Annotated in this window: 22 protein-coding genes and 2 tRNA genes; 17 read left to right on the forward strand and 7 right to left on the reverse strand. The window is 50.1% G+C overall.

Features of this window, described 5'->3' with window-relative positions; translation table 11 throughout:
* Positions 1-39 precede the first annotated feature (39 nt).
* The 12 genes from AB1656_10080 to AB1656_10135 all read left to right on the forward strand — a co-directional run bounded on the left by AB1656_10080 (position 40) and on the right by AB1656_10135 (position 9,898).
* On the forward strand, positions 40-162 hold the full coding sequence (locus AB1656_10080; protein ID MEW6235723.1) for a hypothetical protein: 123 nt from the start codon (positions 40-42) through the stop codon (positions 160-162).
* 282 nt (positions 163-444) lie between these two features.
* Positions 445-1,632 (forward strand): AAA family ATPase, encoded by a 1,188-nt coding sequence (locus AB1656_10085; GenBank protein MEW6235724.1) that lies wholly within the window; start codon positions 445-447, stop codon positions 1,630-1,632.
* A complete protein-coding gene (locus AB1656_10090) occupies positions 1,629-2,192 on the forward strand; it encodes a DUF4276 family protein (GenBank protein MEW6235725.1) in 564 nt (187 codons plus the stop codon). The genes AB1656_10085 and AB1656_10090 overlap by 4 nt, the downstream gene beginning before the upstream one ends.
* Positions 2,193-2,445: 253 nt before the next feature.
* Positions 2,446-4,983 (forward strand): carboxypeptidase-like regulatory domain-containing protein, encoded by a 2,538-nt coding sequence (locus AB1656_10095; protein MEW6235726.1) that lies wholly within the window; start codon positions 2,446-2,448, stop codon positions 4,981-4,983.
* A gap of 68 nt (positions 4,984-5,051) precedes the next feature.
* The gene (gene purM, locus AB1656_10100) at positions 5,052-6,080 is read left to right on the forward strand and encodes a phosphoribosylformylglycinamidine cyclo-ligase (protein ID MEW6235727.1); all 1,029 of its coding nucleotides are present in this window, start codon (positions 5,052-5,054) and stop codon (positions 6,078-6,080) included.
* 469 nt (positions 6,081-6,549) lie between these two features.
* Positions 6,550-7,857 carry a Gfo/Idh/MocA family oxidoreductase gene (locus tag AB1656_10105; protein ID MEW6235728.1) on the forward strand — a complete coding sequence of 436 codons (1,308 nt, stop codon included), beginning with the start codon at positions 6,550-6,552 and terminating at the stop codon, positions 7,855-7,857.
* A 136-nt stretch (positions 7,858-7,993) separates the two neighbouring features.
* On the forward strand, positions 7,994-8,179 hold the full coding sequence (locus tag AB1656_10110) for a hypothetical protein (GenBank protein MEW6235729.1): 186 nt from the start codon (positions 7,994-7,996) through the stop codon (positions 8,177-8,179).
* The gene (locus AB1656_10115; protein ID MEW6235730.1) at positions 8,166-8,630 is read left to right on the forward strand and encodes a PIN domain-containing protein; all 465 of its coding nucleotides are present in this window, start codon (positions 8,166-8,168) and stop codon (positions 8,628-8,630) included. Before AB1656_10110 ends, AB1656_10115 begins: the two co-directional genes overlap by 14 nt.
* 120 nt (positions 8,631-8,750) lie before the next feature.
* Positions 8,751-8,972: a YgiT-type zinc finger protein gene (locus AB1656_10120; GenBank protein ID MEW6235731.1), complete on the forward strand. Its 222-nt coding sequence runs from the start codon at positions 8,751-8,753 to the stop codon at positions 8,970-8,972.
* Between the two features lie 48 nt (positions 8,973-9,020).
* A complete protein-coding gene (locus AB1656_10125) occupies positions 9,021-9,311 on the forward strand; it encodes a nucleotidyltransferase family protein (protein ID MEW6235732.1) in 291 nt (96 codons plus the stop codon).
* On the forward strand, positions 9,301-9,648 hold the full coding sequence (locus AB1656_10130) for a DUF86 domain-containing protein (protein ID MEW6235733.1): 348 nt from the start codon (positions 9,301-9,303) through the stop codon (positions 9,646-9,648). Before AB1656_10125 ends, AB1656_10130 begins: the two co-directional genes overlap by 11 nt.
* A gap of 31 nt (positions 9,649-9,679) precedes the next feature.
* On the forward strand, positions 9,680-9,898 hold the full coding sequence (locus AB1656_10135; GenBank protein MEW6235734.1) for a type II toxin-antitoxin system HicB family antitoxin: 219 nt from the start codon (positions 9,680-9,682) through the stop codon (positions 9,896-9,898).
* A gap of 120 nt (positions 9,899-10,018) precedes the next feature.
* On the opposite strand, the gene AB1656_10140 is transcribed toward AB1656_10135, so the two are convergent.
* The 4 genes from AB1656_10140 to trpB form a co-directional block, all read right to left on the reverse strand.
* Positions 10,019-10,091: transfer RNA gene (locus tag AB1656_10140), tRNA-Ala, on the reverse strand.
* 116 nt (positions 10,092-10,207) lie between these two features.
* On the reverse strand, positions 10,208-11,116 hold the full coding sequence (gene accD / locus AB1656_10145; GenBank protein ID MEW6235735.1) for an acetyl-CoA carboxylase, carboxyltransferase subunit beta: 909 nt from the start codon (positions 11,114-11,116) through the stop codon (positions 10,208-10,210).
* 151 nt (positions 11,117-11,267) lie between these two features.
* A complete protein-coding gene (gene trpA, locus AB1656_10150; GenBank protein MEW6235736.1) occupies positions 11,268-12,101 on the reverse strand; it encodes a tryptophan synthase subunit alpha in 834 nt (277 codons plus the stop codon).
* Complete coding sequence (gene trpB / locus AB1656_10155; GenBank protein MEW6235737.1) at positions 12,098-13,327, reverse strand: tryptophan synthase subunit beta; 1,230 nt, start codon at positions 13,325-13,327, stop codon at positions 12,098-12,100. Before trpB ends, trpA begins: the two co-directional genes overlap by 4 nt.
* A gap of 907 nt (positions 13,328-14,234) precedes the next feature.
* On the opposite strand from trpB, the gene AB1656_10160 reads away from it, so the two are divergent.
* Together AB1656_10160 and AB1656_10165 are read left to right on the forward strand one after the other, a co-directional pair.
* Positions 14,235-15,038: a methyltransferase domain-containing protein gene (locus AB1656_10160; GenBank protein MEW6235738.1), complete on the forward strand. Its 804-nt coding sequence runs from the start codon at positions 14,235-14,237 to the stop codon at positions 15,036-15,038.
* Entirely contained in the window at positions 15,035-16,192 is a 1,158-nt protein-coding gene (locus AB1656_10165; GenBank protein MEW6235739.1) for a uroporphyrinogen decarboxylase family protein, read from the forward strand. Before AB1656_10160 ends, AB1656_10165 begins: the two co-directional genes overlap by 4 nt.
* Positions 16,193-16,271: 79 nt before the next feature.
* On the opposite strand, the gene AB1656_10170 is transcribed toward AB1656_10165, so the two are convergent.
* The 3 genes from AB1656_10170 to AB1656_10180 all read right to left on the reverse strand — a co-directional run bounded on the left by AB1656_10170 (position 16,272) and on the right by AB1656_10180 (position 17,569).
* On the reverse strand, positions 16,272-16,853 hold the full coding sequence (locus AB1656_10170) for an aspartyl protease family protein (GenBank protein ID MEW6235740.1): 582 nt from the start codon (positions 16,851-16,853) through the stop codon (positions 16,272-16,274).
* Positions 16,854-17,096, reverse strand: coding sequence for a hypothetical protein (locus AB1656_10175; protein ID MEW6235741.1), 243 nt, complete (start codon positions 17,094-17,096; stop codon positions 16,854-16,856).
* Positions 17,097-17,495: 399 nt separating this feature from the next.
* A tRNA-Ile gene (locus tag AB1656_10180) sits at positions 17,496-17,569 on the reverse strand.
* Between the two features lie 355 nt (positions 17,570-17,924).
* On the opposite strand from AB1656_10180, the gene AB1656_10185 reads away from it, so the two are divergent.
* The 3 genes from AB1656_10185 to AB1656_10195 all read left to right on the forward strand — a co-directional run bounded on the left by AB1656_10185 (position 17,925) and on the right by AB1656_10195 (position 20,947).
* A complete protein-coding gene (locus AB1656_10185; protein MEW6235742.1) occupies positions 17,925-18,848 on the forward strand; it encodes a PfkB family carbohydrate kinase in 924 nt (307 codons plus the stop codon).
* 229 nt (positions 18,849-19,077) lie between these two features.
* The gene (locus tag AB1656_10190; protein ID MEW6235743.1) at positions 19,078-19,785 is read left to right on the forward strand and encodes a dolichyl-phosphate beta-glucosyltransferase; all 708 of its coding nucleotides are present in this window, start codon (positions 19,078-19,080) and stop codon (positions 19,783-19,785) included.
* Between the two features lie 40 nt (positions 19,786-19,825).
* The gene (locus tag AB1656_10195; protein MEW6235744.1) at positions 19,826-20,947 is read left to right on the forward strand and encodes an aminotransferase class V-fold PLP-dependent enzyme; all 1,122 of its coding nucleotides are present in this window, start codon (positions 19,826-19,828) and stop codon (positions 20,945-20,947) included.
* Positions 20,948-21,215: the final 268 nt, after the last annotated feature.

The raw sequence follows: 21,215 nt of genomic DNA on the forward strand, positions 1-21,215 counted from the left end.
AATTCTCTTTTCCGCCTGAAGTTAAAAGGAGTTTCCCACATGCGATCCTATATGGTTCTGCCTATTGTTTTGGCGATTGTCGTGATTGTCGTCAATGCCGCCATCGAAGAAGGCGCCACAATCGTCCGCATCGGAACGGCGATATTCGGTTCCCGCGCTTAACCGTGATTCTATAACTTTCAAATTAATGGCAAATAAATGTTTCTTGTCATAAAAATAATGTTAAAGTATGTGAATAAACATATAGAATTATATGGATTTACGAATCGATATATCGGTTAAGGAAATTATTGTTCCTAATAAGGAATTTGGTCGGAATCCCTCTAATCGATAAGAAGCCGGAATCGCCTACCGAGTTGAATATTGGCGTAACTACGATGATCTTCATGATTTGATTTTACGAACGCTTTTCGATATGTAGGATAACGAATAACGAGGGTTGAGATGAAAATCGAATCTATGCGATTAAAAAATTTTAAAGCTTTTCGCGATGTGACGCTCACTAAAATTCCTTCCTTTTGCGTCTTCGTAGGGGCGAACGGCTCCGGAAAGAGCACACTATTTAGCGTATTTGGTTTTCTACGCGACGCAATGACGAATAATGTCGAAACCGCTCTATTGAAAATGGGCGGCAGCCGAGGATTTCGCGAAGTTCGCAGCCGCAATTCGGGTGGTCCTATCGAGATAGAACTGAAATTCAAAGAAAAACCTAGTAGTCCGCTTACAACATACTTTTTAAAAATCAATGAAGAGAAGGGACATGCGGTAGTAGAACAGGAAGTCTTGAAATATCGCCGAGGGAGCAAAGGGCAACCTTGGCAATTCTTGAATTTTACCCGGGGAACTGGTACAGCTGTTACAAATGAGTTGGACTTTGTTAAAGATGTCAAAGAACTTCGGCGCGAAAAACAGGACCTAAAATCGCCTGATATTCTAGCCATCAAAGGCTTGGCGCAATTCGAACGATTTCCCGCCGTGGTGGCGTTGGGAAACTTGATAGAAAACTGGCATATATCGGATTTTCATATTAGCAAAGCTCGGCCCGAACAAGAGGCTGGGTATGCAGAACATCTTTCGCGGGAAGGAGAAAACTTATCGCTTGTTATTCAATATCTTTACCAATCTCATCGAAAAATATTCGAGAATATTCTTAATCGTCTCAGACTGAGAATTCCTGGCCTATCAAATATAGATTCAAAAACAACTGAAGAGGGACGGGTTTTATTGAAGTTTAAGGATGGATCCTTTGAGGATCCTTTCCTGGCTAGGTACGTTTCCGACGGCACGATAAAAATGCTCGCCTATTTGACTTTATTATACGATCCCAAGCCGTATCCATTATTATGCGTGGAAGAACCGGAAAATCAGCTCTACCCGCAACTACTCGAAGAACTTGCCGAAGAGTTCCGCGCTTACGCCCACCGGGGCGGACAAGTTTTCGTTTCGACGCACTCGCCGAATTTCTTAAATGCGGCGGAACTCGATGAAGTGTTTTGGCTTTTGAAAAAAGATGGATATACAACAATTAAGCCCGCTGCCGAAAATAAACAAATCGCCGCTTATATGCAGGACGGCGACAAGATGGGACGCCTTTGGGATGAAGGTTTCTTTGAGGGAGCCGATCCTCAATGACGACGATCGTGTTTTTTCTTGAAGAACCTTCCGCTCGGGAAATGCTCAAAGGGGTTTTACCACGTTTACTATCTTCGGAATACCAAGTGCGGTTCATATACATTATCTTCCAGGGCAAACAGGACCTTGAGAAGAACTTAGAAAAGCGCCTTCGCGGTTGGCGGACGCCTAATTCTGTTTTCGTTGTGTTAAGAGATCAGGACTCAGGAGATTGCACCAAGATAAAATCAAACCTGATTGCTCTTTGCCAAAAATCGGGAAAAGATAAAATCCTGGTGCGGATTGCTTGCAGGGAATTGGAGAGTTTTTATCTTGGGGATCTGGAGGCGGTAGAGAAAGGTCTTGAGTTATCTGGATTAGCCCATAAACAGAACAATAGTAAATATCGTTCTCCCGACAACCTTAACCACCCGGCGGACGAACTTGGCGATCTGACAGATAAACAATACCAGAAGATTGCAGGATCGAGAGCCATTGCTCCCTATTTGAAATTGGAAGGGAATCGCTCGCCTAGTTTCAATGTACTGCTGTCTGGAATAAAAAATCTATTGGAGGTTTAATGAAGGATATCCTTTGGTACAAAGATGGACAAGGGAAAGATTCTATCGATAAAAGTGAAAATTCGTCTTTTAATTGGGGAGGCGCCGTTATATATAAGGGGGAGAATTTAATCTAGTAAATGATCAAATCGCCGTGACCCGCTTTTCATGATAATATAATCGATAAAAACATATTAGCCCATGAAGGTATTATTATTTCTAAAAGTCAACGAAAAATACTCTTTTTGGAGCGGAGATAAAAGGAGTTTAACTAATGCGTTCCTATATGGTTCTGCCTATTGTTTTGGCGATCGTCGTGATTGTCGTCATCGCCGTCATTGTTTTTATGCCATCGTCGAATTTCGATGGAAAAAGATCGGGGGCGGCTGCCCCGCCGGGAAGCGAACAAGCCGCATCAAAAGATTTGCAGCCGGGTCAACAAGAAGGCGCCGATTCGACGGCTGCGCCAACCGGCGTTGAAAAAAAAGGAGCCACCGCAGGCGAATCGCCTTCGGCTTTGGGAGAAGGCGGAATCGTTAGCGGCGCCAATGCAACCAAAACGCCGCTGGCTTCGGCGCCAGGAGCATCTTCCGGCATATCCTCCGCCTCCGGCGCATCGCCCACGGCGGGAGCGCAAGCGAGCGGAAACATTCCGCTTATTCAAGCCATAGGCGGCGTGGTCAACGATACGAAGGGATTTCCTCTTTATAACGTGAGAGTAGAGGCGGCGGGATATCCCTCGATCGTTACAGCCAACGACGGGCGTTTCAAAATCGACGGCGTCAAAGAACAAACCATAACGCTGACGGCGTCGCGAGAAGGGTATCAAACGCTGCGGATGGATGGCGCACGCACGGGATCGATGCAATTGACGTTAGTATTGGTGAAAAACGGCAGCCTGGCGGGACGGGTGATCGATCAATTCAACGAACCGGTATCCGCCGCACGCATCGCGATGAAGACGTTGGAGGGCATCTGGTCCGTCGAACTGAACGCCGATCCCGGCGGACGCTTCGAAGTGACGAATGCGCCCGATAAGACGATCCATATCCAGGCCAGCCAGGAAGGCTATACCGACGAGGGCGAAGGATCGAAAGAGATTCAACCTCCTTTTTCGCAAGAAGCGATTCTTCAATTGAAGCAACCGGCGTTTTCCATCTCCGGGCGAGTAGTAATGAGAGATTCGAATCAAGGAGTCGCCCGTTTCAATTTAAGCGCGAAGCAGCAGGATGCGGGCAGCGATCGAAAAGTATTGACGGCGGTTACCGACGGATCGGGGTATTACCAATTCGAAGATTTGATTCGCGGCTCGTATCTCGTGTCCAGTCTCGCCAAAGAGAACGCTTCGCTGAACGTCGTCATTCCCGTCGATGAAGATTTTAAGAGCGTCCGGGTATACGAATGGGATGCGAAGAATATCGATTTTAAAGCCGTATCCGGGCGTACGATTCGCGGAACCGTCGTCGATCAAAACAACCGGCCGATATCGGGAGCTAACGTTACCATCGCCAAGTTGGAATCGGTCAGCGCCGTCAGCGGCTCCGACGGACGCTTTACCATAAGCGGCGCTCCGGTATTGACGGAACAATCGCCGAATTACATTACGCTCCAACTTTACGCAACGCACCCGGATTACGGCGCGGGATTAAGCGATCCTCTGCCCAACGAATCCGCCGGGCAGCAGCTATCCGACATTACCATAACGCTGCACGGCAACGCATCGCTGCAAGGAAGCGTCGTCGATCAAAGAAGCGTGGGCGTCGCCGACGCCGCCGTCATTCTCCAGGATTTGATCCAATCCAAGATTTTGGAGACTCGGACCGATGCTTCCGGAGCATTCGTCTTCGATAAGGTTTCCACATCCGACAAGCCGATCGCCATGTTTCGCGGAACTCACAGCCTGACTGTTGCGAAGCAGGGTTATGCGCAATCGAATCAGGAAGTGGTTCTCTCGGCGGGACAACAACAATCCATTACGGTGAAATTGCAATCGTCTGGAACCATTCAAGGGCGGATAACCGATAACAGCGGCAAACCATTAGCGGGAGTGCAAGCAAAGGCGCTGCATTCGCAAGGAGGAACCACCACCGCCGTCAGCGACGCCTACGGCCAGTATATTCTGCCTTCGCTAGCGGATGGCGCCTACGATCTGCTTTTCCGGCTGGAATCGAGTCCGCCTTTGTCGGGCGCTTTGTACCAGGTACCCGCCGGTTCTCCCAATGTAGATATCGTATTGACGCCGGGAGAGTGGGTATTAGCGGGAACCGTAGTCAATAACGAGACCGATCAGCCGCTGAAAACCTATCTCGTTACTATAGCGGGTCAACCGGATAAAGCGGCGGGACGCTGGTTCTATCAAACCCGCACGTTCAATTCACCCGATGGAACTTACCAGGTTACGCTTACGGAACCGGGAAATTACATGTTGACTTTTTCCGCGGAAGGGTATCAGCCGCAGGAAATGCCACAACGCATCGGACCCGATACCATGACCTCGCAATATTTGAATCCCCGCTTGTCGCCAATCTCCAGCGTGGGCGGCTTGACGGGAACTTTTATTCCCCCGGAAGGCATGGAACTGGCCGGAATCGAGGTGCTCGGCGTGCAATCCTATCCCGTGAGCGGGAATACGTTCACGTTGGAAAATATTCCGGCAGGAAAGCAGAATCTGCTCTTCCGGGTGCGGGAAGGCAACGCCCTGGCGCCTATGTATTATGGCGTCTTGCAAACGATCGTCATAGAAAACGTAATCACGCCGTTGGGACAAATCCGCGGCCTGGATGTGAGCCGCTCGTCCTATCGACCAAACTAAGCGTAAAAAGTCCATTTTCATGAAATCCATGAAATCCGTTTCAATCCTATATAAGAATGGAAGGAAGCATGAAACAGAAGTCGCGTTATGCGGAATCCGGCGTAGATATTGAGGCGGGCGATCGAGTAAAAAAACGGATCGCCGAATTGGCCCGCCACACTCATTGTGACAAGGTTTTGCATAAGGACGGCGCTTTTGGAGGATTGTTTGCGCTTAAGGGCTTGAAGGAGAAAAATCCCGTTCTCGTATCCAGCGTGGACGGCGTAGGCACCAAGGTCAAACTGGCCTGCGCGGCGGGACGGCATAAGGGAATCGGCGCGGATATCGTCAATCATTGCATCAACGATATACTGGCCTGCGGAGCGCGGCCGCTCTTCTTTCTCGATTATTTCGCCTGCGGGCGGCAGAACGACGAGGTCGTGCTGCAACTCATCGAAGGCATGAGCGATGCCTGCCGCGCGGCGGGCATGGCGTTGATTGGCGGGGAAACCGCCCAAATGCCCGATGTCTACGCGGCGGACGAGTACGACGTTGCGGGAACCATCGTCGGCGTTGTGGACGAACTAGAGATTATCAACGGCAAGGATATCGCGCCCGGCGATAGTATCCTTGGACTGCCGTCATCCGGATTGCATACCAACGGCTATACGTTAGCGCGCAAGGTGTTGCTGGAAGAGAACGGCTTTAGATTGGACGATATTCCCAAAGGTTTGTCCAAAACGCTGGGCGAGGAGTTGCTGACGCCTCATCGATCCTACCTAAACGAATTCCAGAAAATCCGCGCCGTGGCGCCCATCAAGGGCGTCGCCCATATCACCGGCGGCGGCTTCGAGGGCAATATCTCCCGCATTCTGCCCGATAACTGCCAGGCGGCGATCCACCCTAACCGCTGGCAGACGCCGCAGATTTTTCGATTGATCCAGGATTTAGGCCGAATTTCCTGGGAAGAGATGCACCGCGTCTTCAACATGGGCATCGGGATCGTCTTCATCCTCTCGGCGCGTCATGAGGAGAAGGCGAAAGAAGTATGCCCCGAAGCGATTAACATCGGCGAAATTACAGCGGGTTCGGGAGTGACGTTGATTCGTGAAGATTGATCCGATAAAAGTTGTCAGCGACCAGCTATCTCTGGTCTGCGCCATTAGAATCTCAAGTCGATGATTTTGCTTTATAACTCATGTTACGCGCAATGGGTAATTAAAGGAATCTCTTACTATTGTCGTTTGAACCACGAAAACACGAAACGAAAAAGAAAAACACAAAAAAAAGAAAAGAAAAACGGTTGACTCAAGGAATCGCGTTGTGCTAAAGATTTTTCCGTGAAATCCATAAAAATCCGCGATATCCGTGTTTCAAAAATTTCGTGGAATTCGAGCCTTTTCGTGGTTTCGTGATTCAATACGATTAGCGAAATCACTCCATCCTATTTTTCATTGCGCGTAACATGAGAAAATAAGAATAATTGACAACCGCCCATTCTTTATGAAAGAATGGCGAATAATGGCTTTCTTTCGAAGCCGGAGCATTGTTTTTTTACTACGCGTCACTCCGTGAAGGGATAAAAAAATGAACCCATCCAACCCATCGAAAAAACGTAATTCCACAACTCGCCGGTCCTTTTTGAAGACGGCGGCATCCGTCGCCGCCATCGGCGCATCGGATATCCAACGTTACGGCTACGCCGCCGCCAGCGATGAAATCAAAATCGGCTTGATCGGCTGCGGCGGACGCGGCAGCGCCGCCGCCAATGACGCCCTGGACGCCGAACCGGGAATCAAATTGGTCGCCATGGCCGATATCTTCGAAGAGCGCTTGCAAAAGTCGCTAGAGGGATTGCGGGATCGCAAGCCCGATCAGGTCGCCGTTGACAAGGATCATTGTTTCGTCGGCTTCGATGGCTATCAAAAAGTCATCGACAGCGGCGTTGACGCGGTAGTGATCGCCTGCACCTCTATCTTCCATCCCAAGTACGTGAAAGCGGCTATCGACGCCGGAAAGCATGTCTTTGCGGAAAAACCTCACGCCATCGATCCTCCTGGCGTCCGGTTAGCCATGGAAACGTTCGATCTCGCCAAGAAGAAGAAACTCTGCATCGTTTCGGGATTGATTTACCGCTACGTCCCCGCCTTCCGCGAAACCATGAAGCGCGTTTTGGACGGCGCAATCGGCGATATTGTGGCCATTGAAGAGAATTATTTGCGTACGCCTTACGTTCTCGCTCCGCGCCAGCCCAGCGATAAGGAAATCGAATATCAGTTCCGCAATTGGTATCATTTTTCCTGGCTGTCCGGCGACGACATCCTTCAGTCGTTGGTGCATAATCTGGACAAGGCGATGTGGGCGATGCGCGAAGAGGCGCCGATCAAAGCGCACGGCGTAGGCGGACGCTCCGCCGCTTTCGGCGAGATATACGGCAACGTCTTCGATCATTATGCAGTAGTTTATGAATACGCCGACGGGCGCAAGATTTACGGCTTCGGCCGCACGCAGGAGAATTGCTACACAAACACGTCCGACATCCTGATCGGAACCAAAGGCCGCTGCGAATTGATGAATGGCCGGATCACCGGAGAGACCAATTGGGAATACGACGGAGAAAAGAGAGACGGCTATAAGGTCGAACATGAAGAACTGTTCAAAGCCATCCGCTCCGGCAATCTTATCGTGAACGATTACGGAGTGAAAAGTTCCATGGTCGGCATTCTAGGGCAAATGGCCTGCTATTCGGGAAAGCAAATCGGCTGGGACGAAGCGCTGAATTCCGATTTCACCTTCGGCCCGCCGACAGGCGATTTCAAAACCAAGCCCCCCGTCTTGGCGGATGCGGAAGGGAATTATCCCGTAGCGGTTCCGGGGAAGACGAAAGTGATTTGAGGAGAGTGGGATTCGGCTGGGCTGGGCGGCAAGGGCAAGTATTTTTTGCCTTTGAATTCATCCTATTCTCAAGGGCAAAACAACATTGCCATTGCCGCCCGGCCTCAGCCAAACATACTAGAAAAGGAGCGTCGTCATGAAAGGGATTATCAAAGGAAATACAATCGTTCTGGAAGATAAATTGCCGCAAGGCATTCAGGATGGTGAACCGGTAGAAATCATGATTATTTCAAAAAAAAAGAAAGTCTATCCCTTTCCGACATTCCCATTGTCTGTAAAAACAGAATATCTTTCGCGGGAAAAAATGTATGAAGAAAGTTAAGATTTTTTTCGATACCAATGTTTTGGTTTATGCCCATGATGAAAAATCGCCATTTCACGAGGAATCGGCGGATTTGCTCAGTTGCGTTTTTACGGGTTCGGTAACAGGAGTTGTTTCCGAACAGAACTTGCTTGAATTGTATCGGGTTTTAACCCATCCAGCCGCTATGAGCCATTTGCCGTTCGAACCGGAACAGGCGGCGTCTTTGATTCGACGGGTTTATTTGGAGGATGCGTTTGAGGTGGTATATACAAACCGATCCGTCTTGCAAAGATGTTTGGAATTAATAGTACAACATCACGTAGTAACCGCTAAAGTGTTCGACATGAGACTGGCCGCTCAAGTTTTGGAATCCCGCGTCGATTATCTGGCTACCTATAACATAGGCGATTTTAAAGGAATTCAAGGAATTGATTCCAAGACGCCGAAAGAGATACTCGCTCTATTTTGAAGATGTCGTTTTTCATATTGTATTCGCCGTCGATGTCCAGCAAGACAATGTTCGAATCGTAACCGCCTATATCCCAAATCCCGAACAATGGAACGATGATTTCAAAAGGAGGCGAATTTTATGACTTGTCACGTATGCGGAGGCGTCATGAAACCGGCTTTGTCGGATATTCCGTTCAAAAGGGGAGACCATTCGATGGTCATCTTCAAAAATCTCCCTGTTCATCAATGCGAAAATTGCCGGGAATATTTAATTGAGGATTCCATTATGCAGCGAGTGGACGCTATTCTCGAACGCTCGAACGCAGCCGCCGAATTGGAAATCGTCTCTTTCGCGGCCTAACGGAAAATAATTGTATAATATGGGAAAATCAAACCTCTGGGAGCGGCGATGCAAAGGCAGGCTGTCATTGACGTTTTGAAAACTCATCGGGCGGAACTTTGTGAGCAAGGAGTGAAATCCTTGGCGTTGTTCGGTTCCGCCGCGCGTAACGAGTTTTTGCCCGGAAGCGATATCGATTTGCTGGTGGAGTTCAATCGTCCGATCGGCATGTTTCATTTTTTGCGCATACGGAGGCGGCTCTCGGAGATATTGGGATGCGAAGTCGATTTAGTTACTCGTCCCGCGCTGCGTGAGGAAATGCGCGAGGAGATTTTAAGGGAGGCGGTCGATGTCGCCTAGATCGTGGCGCATTCGTTTGAACGATATTCTTCACGCCGCCCGAAAAACCATAGCCCACACTCAAGATATGGACTTCAAACAATTCTGCTGTGACGAATGGCAGGTTGACGCCGCACTCCATAATTTTGCCTTAATAGGCGAAGCATCGCGCCATATTCCCGATGTAATCAAGACGCAATATCCGGATGTCGCATGGGAAGAAATGCGTGATATGCGTAATGTGGTTATCCATGAGTATTTCGGAGTCGATTTGAACGTCGTATGGCATACAATTCAAAATGACTTTCCCGATTTGATCCTGCAACTGGAGCGGATTTTGAAAGATATAGATCTGTAATTCTTGAAGAACGACTTTTCATAAGCCCATAATGAAATATAGAGCCATCATAAAAAAGAAAGACGATTGGTGGATTGGCTGGTTAGTGGATTTGCCAGAAGTCAATGCGCAGGAAAAAACGCGGGATGAATTAATTGAATCTTTGCGCATCGGCGCGGAAGACATGCTGGACGCCGCCATCCCTTTCGAACGCGATGCGCAAATGATAACCGTTGAGGTATCGGAGCGTAGTTGGTCGGCCTCAGTATAAACTAACCATGAATGCTAAAAAGATGGTTCTCTCTGTATGACCCATCGAAAATATAATGGAAAAGAAAAAAGCCCGTAAAACCGCATGAAATCGTTGGTTTTACGGGCGGTTGAGGCGTTATGGAGCGCAAGGGATTCGAACCCTCGACCCCTACCTTGCGAAGGTAGTGCTCTCCCAGCTGAGCTAGCGCCCCGTTTATTATGGCAGGAGTATAATCGCAATCGTTTTTTTTGCAAAGCCCCATTCGCCGCCCATAAAAACGGCCGCCGAAATAGGGCGGCCGGATTGATTTTTGACGGCGGCGGGTACTTACTTCGTAACGGCGTAAACGCCCCCGGTCGTCCCGTCAAACTGGGGGATTTGCAGCGACGCCCGGTTGTACCAGGCGTGCCGCAGCAATTGCTTCAATACGGTGGGGATCATCGGACGTTCGACGATGCAATCGATCATGCCATGCTTCAAAAGAAATTCCGAACGTTGGAAGCCTTCCGGCAATTGTTGTCCGATGGTCTGTTCGATCACTCGCGGTCCCGCGAAACCGATCAAGGCGTACGGTTCCGCTAAGATAATGTCGCCCAGCGCGGCGTAACTGGCCGCCACGCCCCCCATGGTCGGGTTCGCTAGAACGGAAATGTAGGGAATGCCCTCTTTCTTCAAGCGGGAGATGGCGGCGCTGGTTTTGGCCATCTGCATGAGGGAAAGCATCCCCTCCTGCATCCGCGCTCCGCCGCCGCCGGTGGATACGATGACCAGGGGAATGGAGTCATGCAAGGCGCGCTCCGCCGCCCGCGCGAATTTTTCGCCGACGACGGAACCCATGCTGCCCCCCATAAAGGAGAAATCCAACACTCCGGCGATGACGGCCATGCCGTTCATCTTGCCGAATCCCGTAACCGCCGCTTCGCAGCGTTTGGTTTTCTTCTGCGCCTGCTGCAATTTCTGATCGTAGCCGTCGAAATCGAGCGGATTCTTGGAAGCGAGTCTTTCGTCGAATTCAAGAAAAGAACCGTCATCCAGAATGTGGCGCAGACGATCCTCGACGGGGTGCGTATAATAAAAATCGCATTTAGGGCAGATGAATAGATTGCGTTTGATTTCTTCGTTGGTAACGTATTCGCCGCATTGGTCGCAGACGCGCCAAATGCCGCTGGGCAAGTCTTTTTTCTTCTCGTTCTTGGCGAGAGGCGTGAATCGATTCTTCTTTTTGAACCAAGCCAATAGCCTTCTCCTTGTCTCCATTAGATTTGAAAATCAGATCGTTTACGGCTAAACAGATTCCTCAACCACGATAACAATATTTATAAGCAAAATAAATCACTTTATTAAACAAAAAAAAATTCCAAAAATCAACAGCGCTAAAGGATTTATTTTATCTCGCCGATCCATGCAGCGCATCGGCGATCGGTTTGAGAAATTCCGCCGCCGCCCGTTCGGGAAATTCGGGAGATTCTTCTATGATGCGCACGAGAGCGCTTCCAATAACAACGCCATCGGCCTCTTGAGAGATCATATTCGCCTGTTCCGGCGTGGAAACGCCAAATCCCACAGCCACCGGCAAATCTGAAACGGCGCGGATTCGCTGGAGATTGGCCTTCAAATCCTGCGATATATCGGAGCGCTCGCCAGTAACGCCCATGCGCGATACGTAATAGATAAAACCGCGCGCTAGCCGAGCGATGCGTTGAATCCGTTCGTCGGTGCTAGTGGGCGCGATAAGGTAGACGAGCGCCAGACCTTGTTTCTCCAAAAAACAGCTGAATTCTTCCCCTTCTTCGGGAGGAAGATCAGGAACGATAAGCCCATCCACTCCCGCCACGGCGGCGTCGCGGGCGTAGGCTTCCAAACCGTAATGATAAAAAAGATTGTAATACGTCATGATAACGATCGGCGTATTCGACTGGTTTCGGATTTCCTTGACGGTTTGCAGCAGGTTTTTCATGGTTACGCCCCGCCGCAGGGCGCGTTCACCCGCTTTTTGGATGACAGGGCCATCCGCTACGGGATCGGAGAAGGGCATTCCCAGTTCGATGACGTCGGCGCCCGCATTCGCCAGCGCTTGAGCGATGCTTTTCGTCGTCTCCAGATCGGGATCGCCCGCCATAATGTAAGGGATTAAGGCCTTTTGCCCCTGCTCCCGTCGCCGCAGTATGGCTTGTTGGATGGCGGCGGAGCCGCGTTCGGCCGAAAGGACGCGCTGGTTCATTCTACGACTCCCTTCAGATGTTTCGAAGCGGCTTCCACATCCTTGTCTCCCCTTCCCGACAGGTTAACGATGACGATTTGGTCTTTCGATAAGCATGGCGCCTGTTTCATGGCTTCGGCGATGGCGTGCGACGATTCCAGCGCTGGGATGATTCCTTCCGTTCGCGACAGCAGCACGAAGGCTTTCAATGCTTCTTGATCCGTGGCGGCGGAGTATTGAGCGCGGCCGCTGTCTTTGAAGAAGCAATGTTCCGGCCCCACTCCGGGGTAATCCAATCCGGCGGAAATGGAGTGCGTATCCATGATTTGGCCGTCTTCGTTTTGCATCAAATAAGCCATCGATCCATGCAGTACGCCCGGCTCTCCTGCATTGAGAGGGGCGGCGTGCTTGCCCGTCGCCAAGCCCAGACCGGCGGCTTCCACGCCGATGAATTTCACTTCTTTATCGTAATAAAAGGGATAAAAAAGCCCCATAGCGTTGCTGCCGCCGCCGACGCAGGCGATAAGGCAATCGGGCAGTCTTCCCGCTTGTTCCAGAATCTGCCGCCGCGTTTCCTGGCCGATGATGGATTGAAATTCCCGCACCATTTTGGGGAAAGGATGCGGCCCCGCCACCGTGCCGATGACGTAGTGCGTCGAGCGCACGTTGGTCACCCAATCCCGCATCGCTTCGTTCATGGCGTCTTTCAGCGTTTTGGTTCCGCTGCTCACGGAAACGACGCTTGATCCCAGCAGTTTCATGCGGAAGACGTTCAGCCGCTGGCGAACCGTATCTTCCTCGCCCATATAAACGCAGCATTCCAGCCCGAAAAGCGCCGCCGCCGTAGCCGTAGCCACGCCGTGCTGTCCGGCGCCGGTCTCGGCGATGACGCGCTTTTTGCCCATGCGCGCCGTGAGGAGAACCTGGCCGATGGTGTTGTTGATTTTGTGCGAGCCGGTATGAGTGAGGTCTTCACGCTTGAGGTATATCTGCGCGCCGCCCAGATGCTCGCTGAGCCGCCGCGCATAATAAAGGTTGGTGGGACGCCCCGCGTATTCCCGCATCAGGCGGTCGAATTCGCCGTGAAAATCCGCGTCTTTCCAAGCCGTTTCGAAGGCGTCGTCCAGTTCTATCAAGGCGGGCATAAGGGTTTCGGGAACGAACATGCCGCCGTAATCGCCATACCGTCCCCGCCGGTCGGGATAGGCGTATCTTTCAGCGGCGAACGCCGCAGGTTCGACAGCCATAAGCCGCTCTTTCTCCATTGGATAGGAATAGAAATCCATTTACTCGTAATGAAGTCCAAACAATGTCCTATTATAGTAGCGCCGAAACGGAAAAAAGTAAGGTATTGCTTTTAGGCGTCTGAATCCAGATGGCCAGGATGAAAGCATGATTAGGATAGCGAATGAATACCGTTTTCCATTTGATTTGAAGTATAACCAACATTATTGAGGGGAGGGCGAGGCTCAATGTCATTAAGTTAAGGCGTAAATTAACGCAATTCCATTCCCTCGCCCTCTGGGAGAGGGTTAGGGTGAGGGGAAGCTCAATCAATTCTTGCTAATATGCGTCCTTTTTTTGATAAAGAAAATTATATTAACCTTAACTTAATGACATTGGGGCGAGACTCCCGCCGAGCATTATTGATGCAATGGTTCGCCAGGAGGCTCACCCTCCCATCCTATCTACTGCCGATGCTTCAAATCCAAAGGCATTTCGTATTATTTATCTCTCGAATCGAATAATTTCCAATCATTCTATTGATTTATCGTATCCACATCAGCGGATATTCATGATTAAATCTCATATTTATATATTTTAGAATGAATTGTCTCATCCAGGCGGAGAAATCTCGTTCGCGAGGCTTCCGCAATGCAAAATATTTCATCACGATGATTTACCTGATCGGCGCCATACTGAAATAGATAAACCATTGCGTATAAAATCATAAATTTCTGCGGATATTATCGGAGAGAATTGGAAAGAAAATTGTAAAAGATTTGAAATGACATTTGCAAGTTCGTACCCTATTGATGCCTCTCTTTTATACCGGCCTAAGGAGAAATAACGCGCCGCTTTTTCCCGGCGCTTCCTCTTCGCCAGCGCATGCGCTAGGATTTTTCCAACCTTAGACTCCAGGAGAAATCAACGATGGGCGCTTACGTGCATGGCTACGCCGAGGAAGAATTGCAACGGCTTTACGATCAATCCAAAATGCTGCGCGATCTTTTTCATCGCAACGTTCGTTATCCCGCAGGAAGCCGCGTCCTCGAAGCGGGCTGCGGCGTGGGAGCGCAAACCGCCGCCCTTATCCAAAATAACCCCGATGCGCTTATCGCTTCCGTGGATATTTCCTTGGAATCCCTTAATCTGGCGCGAACCGCCGCCGGAAACAGCGCCGTGGATTTTCTCCAGGCCGACATCTACTCGCTTCCCTTCCCCGCCGAGACGTTCGATCACATCTTCGTCTGCTTCGTGCTGGAGCATCTTTCCGATCCTTTGGGGGCATTAACAAAACTTAAATCACTCCTCAAGCCAGGAGGAACTTTCACGCTTATCGAAGGCGACCACGGTTCCGCTTTTTTCCATCCCGACAGCGAAGAAGCGCGGCGCGTGTGGAACTGCCTGGTGGACGCCCAGGCGCGTCTCGGCGGCGACTCTTTGATTGGACGGCGCTTGTATCCTTTATTGCATGAAGCTCAATTTCAAGAGATCGCCGTAGAGCCGCAATTCATTTACGCCGACGCGGGACGGCCGGAATGGGTGGAATGGTTCACCGTCAAGACTATTACGGCGATGGTCAAGGGCGTCAAAGAATACAGTTTGCAAATGGGATTCATCGACGAAGAAGAATGGGAAAAAGGCATTCAAGCCTTACTAAGAACGGCGGCGCATCCCGACGGCGTTTTTTGTTATACGTTTTTCAAAGCCACTGCCCGCAAGAGGCGGCCATGACGGCTCATCCATCGCCATTACTCCGCGAACGTTTTTTTGCTTTTTTGCATGGAAACTATCAGGGCCGGATTCTCTTTTTTCCCGACATCACCGATTGGTATAAAGCCCGCCGTACTCCCCTCGGCGAGCCGCAGCGATACGAACCGGGGCAGATTATTTATGACGACGATCCCTTTCACCGGCAAAACCGCGATATGCCGCCGAAATTTCGGGATTGGACGCTGCTGGATTTTTATCGGCGCTGCGGCTGGGGATGCCCAATTCATCTTTACAAATGGCGCGAGGAAGTACGGGACGGATGGCGTCAAGACATACGCTTCGATAACGGTAAAGAATACGCCCTGTTAAAAACCCCCATCGGCGAGCTGCGCCGGGTACGCACTCTGGCCGCCGATGGCAGTTACTGCATTACCGAACATTTCGCCAAAACAATTAAAGATTTGGATATCCTGCTTTGGGCGGTTCGGCATACATCGATATCCATTCGTTTCGACCGCATTCAAAAAGCGTTGGAGGCGCTGGATGGATTCGGCGTCATTGACATTCCCGTTGGCCGCTCTCCCTTCGGAACCTTCATTCACGACGCGATGGGACTCTATCAAGGAATCTTCGCGCTGCATGACGAACTGGCGGCGGTGGAGCGTTTTCTCGACAGCTTAGCCGAGCCGTTCTTGCAGACGATTCGCGCCGCCGCGCAGACTCCCGCCCGCATCGTCATCGTCAGCGATCACGCCGATGAATATCTCATCTGTCCGCCGCACTATCAAAAATACTGCCTTCCGATCTATCAAAAAGCCTGCGTCATACTTCATGAAGCGGGCAAGATCGTTTCCACCCATGTGGACGGCAACCTGCATGGTCATTTTCGCCTATTGCCGCAAACCGGTTTCGACCTGTTGGACGGCTGCACTCCCGCGCCTATGAGCAACTACTCCGTTAGCGAACTGAGCGCCGCGCTGGGCGATAAACTATACGCCTACTGCGGCATTCCCGCCTGCCTTTTCGCCGCCAACCGCCCCGACGAAGAAATTCTCGCCTGGGCGGAAACGATCGAACGCGAAAGTCGCGGGCGCATGATTCTCAATGTGGGAGATATCCTCTCGCCGGAAGGAAACATCGAGCAGGTAATTCGCGTGGGGGAGTGGGTTGGATAGATGATAAGTAAAACCTACAAAAAAGGGACAATCCCACTACGGAACCGCCCCTCATTAAATTAACCGCACTTAAGTATTTTTATGCCGGATTCCTTGTTTTGTCGCAGCATTGCTTATATTTTTTCCCGCTTCCACATGGACATTTTGAGTTTCTTCCTAGTTTGGGAGGTAATTTAATAGGCGTTTCTTTATAAGGATTTTTTACGAAATCGATGGTTTCTAGGGAAGGCATCCGAAACGAAAAAACCGTTTTCCCGTTTTTATTAGTGATGGCGAAATCTCCCATTACAATCACATCCATTCCAATCAAAACATCAACGGAATCAGTTAAAATTCCTTCAGTGACAATAACTTCAGGAACTCCAACCTTGTTTGGCAAGCCAATATTTACGATATATTTATTCGATATATTTTCCCCTGATGCAGTGCATACTCTGGCGACGCCAATTGGTTTTAGTTTTAATTTTTCTACAACAACATTAGTGATAAGGCTTTTTGTGGCTCCCGTATCCCAAATAGCCCAAAATTCAACTCCAGGATAATCTTCTATCCTTAATCCTGGTTTACTTGGATCAAAAGCAGGATGTATCACAACTTTGCTTTTAATTACATTAGCAATATTTTCGTACGTTTGTGTAAATGAGAATTGTTTTATAGGCATTTATGCGAAAGCCACCCTAGAATGATAGACTTGGGTATAAGATTCCGAACCTGGTTCGCATTTTTGCACTAGAAAAGTCCCCAACTCGGTCGTTTTCGTGGTTTCGCGAAGCGCTTCAATCTCGGAATTATATGCGCCTAGCACTTCTTCGCCCTTAATCACGACGAACTTTCCGTTATATTGCTTCACCAATTCATCCTGATGCTGCAAATAATATTCGAACTCTTTTTCAAGAGGTTTCATGGTTTTCTCTGCCGTTTCTCTTAATCTCTTCAACCCAATTATCGGCATCGCATTTCAACTCTATAAAATATTATCAATAGATCCACTTCTTTGTCAACGGAGAATATTCGGTAAGCCCACCATATCCACTTATTCCACCACCATTGCCAATAAATCCGAATCTGCCACCGATTTTTCATAAATTACGGACGCCCTAACCCGTATTCCAGCTTTCCCATCTCCGCCTCCAAAAATCCAATCCCTCAATTATCCCCTCAATTTAAGAGAATAGAAGGGAATTATAGGGAATAGGAGGTTAAACCGTCTAAGGAAGTTGAAAACAAAATCGCAATTTTTCAAGTGAAGATTTATAAAGGGTTAAAACAATAAAAAGGCGGGAAAACAGAGGTTAAAGAATCATGGGCCCACTAGGACTCGAACCTAGGACCGACCGGTTATGAGCCGGTAGCTCTAACCAACTGAGCTATGGGCCCGCGTTTATTACTCTATGTCAACTTCCGTCTCCGTCAAGACATCGCGATCTGCGGGCAGGCATTTTATCGTCATGCCGCCTCGCCATAAATGCTTCTATTCTCTTGGATCGACGCAAACAAACAAAAAGGCGCGAAAAAACGTAAAATGCTCACCGCAAACCCTTTGCGGCATCGGCGCTGTCGCCTATCATTACAGAAAGCCGAATTTCCGAATTCAATCGTCCTTGATCGCATTCCTTTTAGGATAATCCGCTTCCCGTTGGATTGTCAAACAGGTTGAAGCGTAATGGTTTCGCGGCGGCGATTTAAACTCCGCCCAAAGAGTCCAATGTTATATTTAGGATTAGGTTTTCTTATGAGCAATTCCCAATTACTCATCGTCGGCTCCGTGGGTTTCGATACCGTCCGTACGCCTTACGCAAGCGGCGAACGCATTTTGGGCGGCACGGCGGTTTATGCTTCCTGTTCCGCCAGCCATTTCGCGAAATCCGCCATCGTCGGCGTTGTAGGCGACGATTTTCCGCTTGAACACGAAAAATTGCTCGAATCCAAATCGGTCGATTTAACATGTTTGGAGCGGCGTCCCGGCGCCACTTTCCATTGGAAGGGCTATTACGAGGGCGATATGAACCAGGCTATTACCGAAGACACCCAACTCGGCGTCTTTGGCGATTTTTCGCCCAAAATTCCCGATTCCCATCGTAACATTCCTTTTCTCTTCTTGGGAAATATCCACCCGCAGCTGCAATTGGACGTATTGGACGCCATGTCAGGGAATCCCATCGTTGCGGCGGATACCATGAATTTCTGGATTAACGGCGAACCCGAACTTTTGCGAAAAGTCATAACCCGCGTGCAGATCATGCTGGTCAACGACGGCGAAGCGCGCATGATTTCTGGAAAAACCAAACTGCTGGAAGCGGCGAATTTCATTTTGGATATGGGACCGAAAGTCGTCGTTATCAAGAAGGGCGAGCATGGCGCAATGCTTTTTTCCAAAGAGGATATCTTCGCCGTCCCGGCAATTCCACTGCGGACGGCCAAAGATCCCACCGGCGCAGGGGACACTTTCGCAGGCGGCATGATGGGCTGCCTGGCAATGTTGGGCAACATAGCAATAGCCTCCTTGCGGCAAGCCGCCGCCGTGGGAACCGTGATGGCTTCTTTCACCGTGGAAGATATCAGCCTTAACCGCTTGGTCTCCGTGAAAAAAGAGGATATTCGGGAACGTTTGCAGATTTTGAGGAAATTAACGGATTTTGGAGAGATTATAATATAACAATAACGAGGCTCTTGAAAAATTCCATTATTCCTCCCCCAAGCTTGGGGGAGGTTAGGAAGGGGTTGCTTTAAGTCTAATAAAATCAACCCCCCTCTAACTCCTCCCAAACTTGGGGGGAGAATTTAATAGCTTACTTTATCAATTTTGCTAGAGCCTCAAGAACGTTAAACATTATTCGGCCGCATCGATCGTTGATTCCGAAGCCGATGACGCCATTGGACGACGAATGAGCTATTCCATCATTATTCCCGCCTACAACGAAGAAGGGCGCATCGGCGCTACGGTGCGCGATTATGCTTCCTTCGTGGAATCCTCCATGCCGAGGGATTCGACGGAAATCTTGCTGATCGTCAACGGCTCCGGCGACCGCACAGGCGATATCGCGCGGGAATTGGAAAAAGAGTACTCCTTCGTTCATGCGTGGATCAGACCGGAACGGATGGGCAAAGGCGGGGCCGTTTTGCAGGGATTCGAATTGGCGCAAGGAGAGATCGTCGCTTTCGCCGACGCAGATAACGCCACCACGGCGCCGGAACTTAAAAAATTGCTTGACTGCGTCGAGACGGGCGCCGACGCCGCCATCGGGTCTCGTTGGCTGCCGGACAGCCGCCAGACCATCCCGCAGCCATTGGCGCGGCGCATCGCCAGCCGCGTTTTCAACTTGATCGTCCGGCTGATGTTTCAATTGCCCTATCGCGATACGCAATGCGGCGCCAAAGCGTTTCGCCGCGACGCCATACGGAAAGTACGTCCATCGATTCATTCCAAGGGTTGGGCTTTCGACGTGGCGTTGATTTGGAACTTGCGACGCCAGGGTTTCCAGGTTGTGGAAACGCCGATCGTCTGGAGCGACAATTCCTGTTCCCGGCTGCGAATGCACCGCGATGCGCCCGCAATGCTGATCGAGTTGATTAAATTGCGGTTGGGATGGTGACGAATATTCGTCAAAAATCTTACTCAAAGAGTCAATGCCTATGGATTTGCAGAAATATAGAAACGAATTCGTCCATCCCCAGCAAGATTCAATCTTTTTAAATCATGCGGGAGTATCTCCCTTGCCCCGTTGCGCGGAAGAGGCGATGAAGCGCGTCATCGATTTGAACCGCATTCTTTCGCCGGAAGCCTGGAAGGAAATTCAGCAACACGTCCCCGCCTGCCGCCGCGCCGTTGCGCACTTAATGAACGCCAATACGGATGAAATCGCTCTTACTCGCAACACTACGGAAGGCATCAACTGGGTTGCCAACGGCATCGACTGGCATGCCCAGGAAAGAATCGTCTCCATTCGCGGGGAATATCCCGCCAATATCTACCCCTGGATGCGCTTGCGCCGCAAAGGAGTCATCTTTCACCTTATCCAACCCAAAGGCGGCCGCGTCGATCCGGAAATGATCGAACAAGCCTTAACGCCCGGAACCCGGCTGCTTACGCTCAGCCTGGTGCAATTCACCACCGGCTTTCGCGCCGATTTGGAAGCCATTGGACAAATATGCAAGAAAAAGGGCGTTTTTTATATGGTGGATGTTATCCAAGGACTGGGCGCGCTGCCGGTGGATTTGAAAGCGGCGCAAGTCTCCTTCGCAGCGGGCGGCGCTCAAAAATGGCTGCTGGGGCCGCAAGGCGGGGGATTTTTTTATTGCGCCTCCGAACATCTCGCTTCCGTGAACGTTACCAGCGTCGGTTCGGATTCGATGGCCCGGCCTGTACCTTATCTCGATTACGAATACGAACTGCGGAAGGACGCCGCCCGTTTCGAATACGCCACCCTGCCTACGCTTTGCATCGCGGGCATGAAAACATCGGTCGAAATGATTTTGGAGGCGGGCGCGGCGGAGATCAGCGAACGCATCCGTATCCTGACAGACATACTTGTCGACGGCGCCAAGCGGAAGGGATACCGCTGCCACTCGCCGCGCGGCGACGGCGAATGGTCCGGCATTGTGGCTTTCACCCATTCGGTTTATTCCAATGAAACGGTTCTTTCCCAACTGCGCAGCCGCAACATCTTCGCTTTTGAACGGGAAGGTTGCATCCGTTTTGCGCCTCATTTCTATCAAACGGAAGCGGAGATGAGCCAAGTCGTGGACGCGATGTAGTTCATAGTTAAAGACCTTTTCTCTTCTATTTTTCCATATAGTCTATATTGTTTAATCCTAACGATTCTTCGTACAAATCCTAAATGGATTGATTCATTATTTATAACTCATGAGCCTCTTGCAAAATTCTTTTATTCCTCCCCCAAGATTCAAGGATTTATAAGGGGGAGAAAATTTGACTCTACGGTTAGCGAAAGCGAAAGTCAAGTTTGAAGTTGTAAAGCCATGGGATGCGGGGATCGACGTTTTCTTGGGCGAGGCGGGAGGG

The sequence above is a fragment of the Candidatus Omnitrophota bacterium genome (assembly GCA_040755155.1).
In the GTDB taxonomy this organism is placed as follows: Bacteria; Hinthialibacterota; Hinthialibacteria; order Hinthialibacterales; family Hinthialibacteraceae; genus JBFMBP01.

Excerpts from the sequence above, each read along its gene's own strand:
- AB1656_10080 (MEW6235723.1), top strand. The coding sequence starts at position 40 with ATGCGATCCTATATGGTTCTGCCTATTGTTTTGGCGATTGTCGTGATT.
- AB1656_10085 (MEW6235724.1), top strand. The coding sequence starts at position 445 with ATGAAAATCGAATCTATGCGATTAAAAAATTTTAAAGCTTTTCGCGAT.
- AB1656_10090 (MEW6235725.1), top strand. The coding sequence starts at position 1,629 with ATGACGACGATCGTGTTTTTTCTTGAAGAACCTTCCGCTCGGGAAATG.
- AB1656_10095 (MEW6235726.1), top strand. The coding sequence starts at position 2,446 with ATGCGTTCCTATATGGTTCTGCCTATTGTTTTGGCGATCGTCGTGATT.
- purM (MEW6235727.1), top strand. The coding sequence starts at position 5,052 with ATGAAACAGAAGTCGCGTTATGCGGAATCCGGCGTAGATATTGAGGCG.
- AB1656_10105 (MEW6235728.1), top strand. The coding sequence starts at position 6,550 with ATGAACCCATCCAACCCATCGAAAAAACGTAATTCCACAACTCGCCGG.
- AB1656_10110 (MEW6235729.1), top strand. The coding sequence starts at position 7,994 with ATGAAAGGGATTATCAAAGGAAATACAATCGTTCTGGAAGATAAATTG.
- AB1656_10115 (MEW6235730.1), top strand. The coding sequence starts at position 8,166 with ATGAAGAAAGTTAAGATTTTTTTCGATACCAATGTTTTGGTTTATGCC.
- AB1656_10120 (MEW6235731.1), top strand. The coding sequence starts at position 8,751 with ATGACTTGTCACGTATGCGGAGGCGTCATGAAACCGGCTTTGTCGGAT.
- AB1656_10125 (MEW6235732.1), top strand. The coding sequence starts at position 9,021 with ATGCAAAGGCAGGCTGTCATTGACGTTTTGAAAACTCATCGGGCGGAA.
- AB1656_10130 (MEW6235733.1), top strand. The coding sequence starts at position 9,301 with ATGTCGCCTAGATCGTGGCGCATTCGTTTGAACGATATTCTTCACGCC.
- AB1656_10135 (MEW6235734.1), top strand. The coding sequence starts at position 9,680 with ATGAAATATAGAGCCATCATAAAAAAGAAAGACGATTGGTGGATTGGC.
- trpA (MEW6235736.1), bottom strand. The coding sequence starts at position 12,101 with ATGAACCAGCGCGTCCTTTCGGCCGAACGCGGCTCCGCCGCCATCCAA.
- trpB (MEW6235737.1), bottom strand. The coding sequence starts at position 13,327 with ATGGCTGTCGAACCTGCGGCGTTCGCCGCTGAAAGATACGCCTATCCC.
- AB1656_10160 (MEW6235738.1), top strand. The coding sequence starts at position 14,235 with ATGGGCGCTTACGTGCATGGCTACGCCGAGGAAGAATTGCAACGGCTT.
- AB1656_10165 (MEW6235739.1), top strand. The coding sequence starts at position 15,035 with ATGACGGCTCATCCATCGCCATTACTCCGCGAACGTTTTTTTGCTTTT.
- AB1656_10170 (MEW6235740.1), bottom strand. The coding sequence starts at position 16,853 with ATGCCTATAAAACAATTCTCATTTACACAAACGTACGAAAATATTGCT.
- AB1656_10175 (MEW6235741.1), bottom strand. The coding sequence starts at position 17,096 with ATGAAACCTCTTGAAAAAGAGTTCGAATATTATTTGCAGCATCAGGAT.
- AB1656_10185 (MEW6235742.1), top strand. The coding sequence starts at position 17,925 with ATGAGCAATTCCCAATTACTCATCGTCGGCTCCGTGGGTTTCGATACC.
- AB1656_10190 (MEW6235743.1), top strand. The coding sequence starts at position 19,078 with ATGAGCTATTCCATCATTATTCCCGCCTACAACGAAGAAGGGCGCATC.
- AB1656_10195 (MEW6235744.1), top strand. The coding sequence starts at position 19,826 with ATGGATTTGCAGAAATATAGAAACGAATTCGTCCATCCCCAGCAAGAT.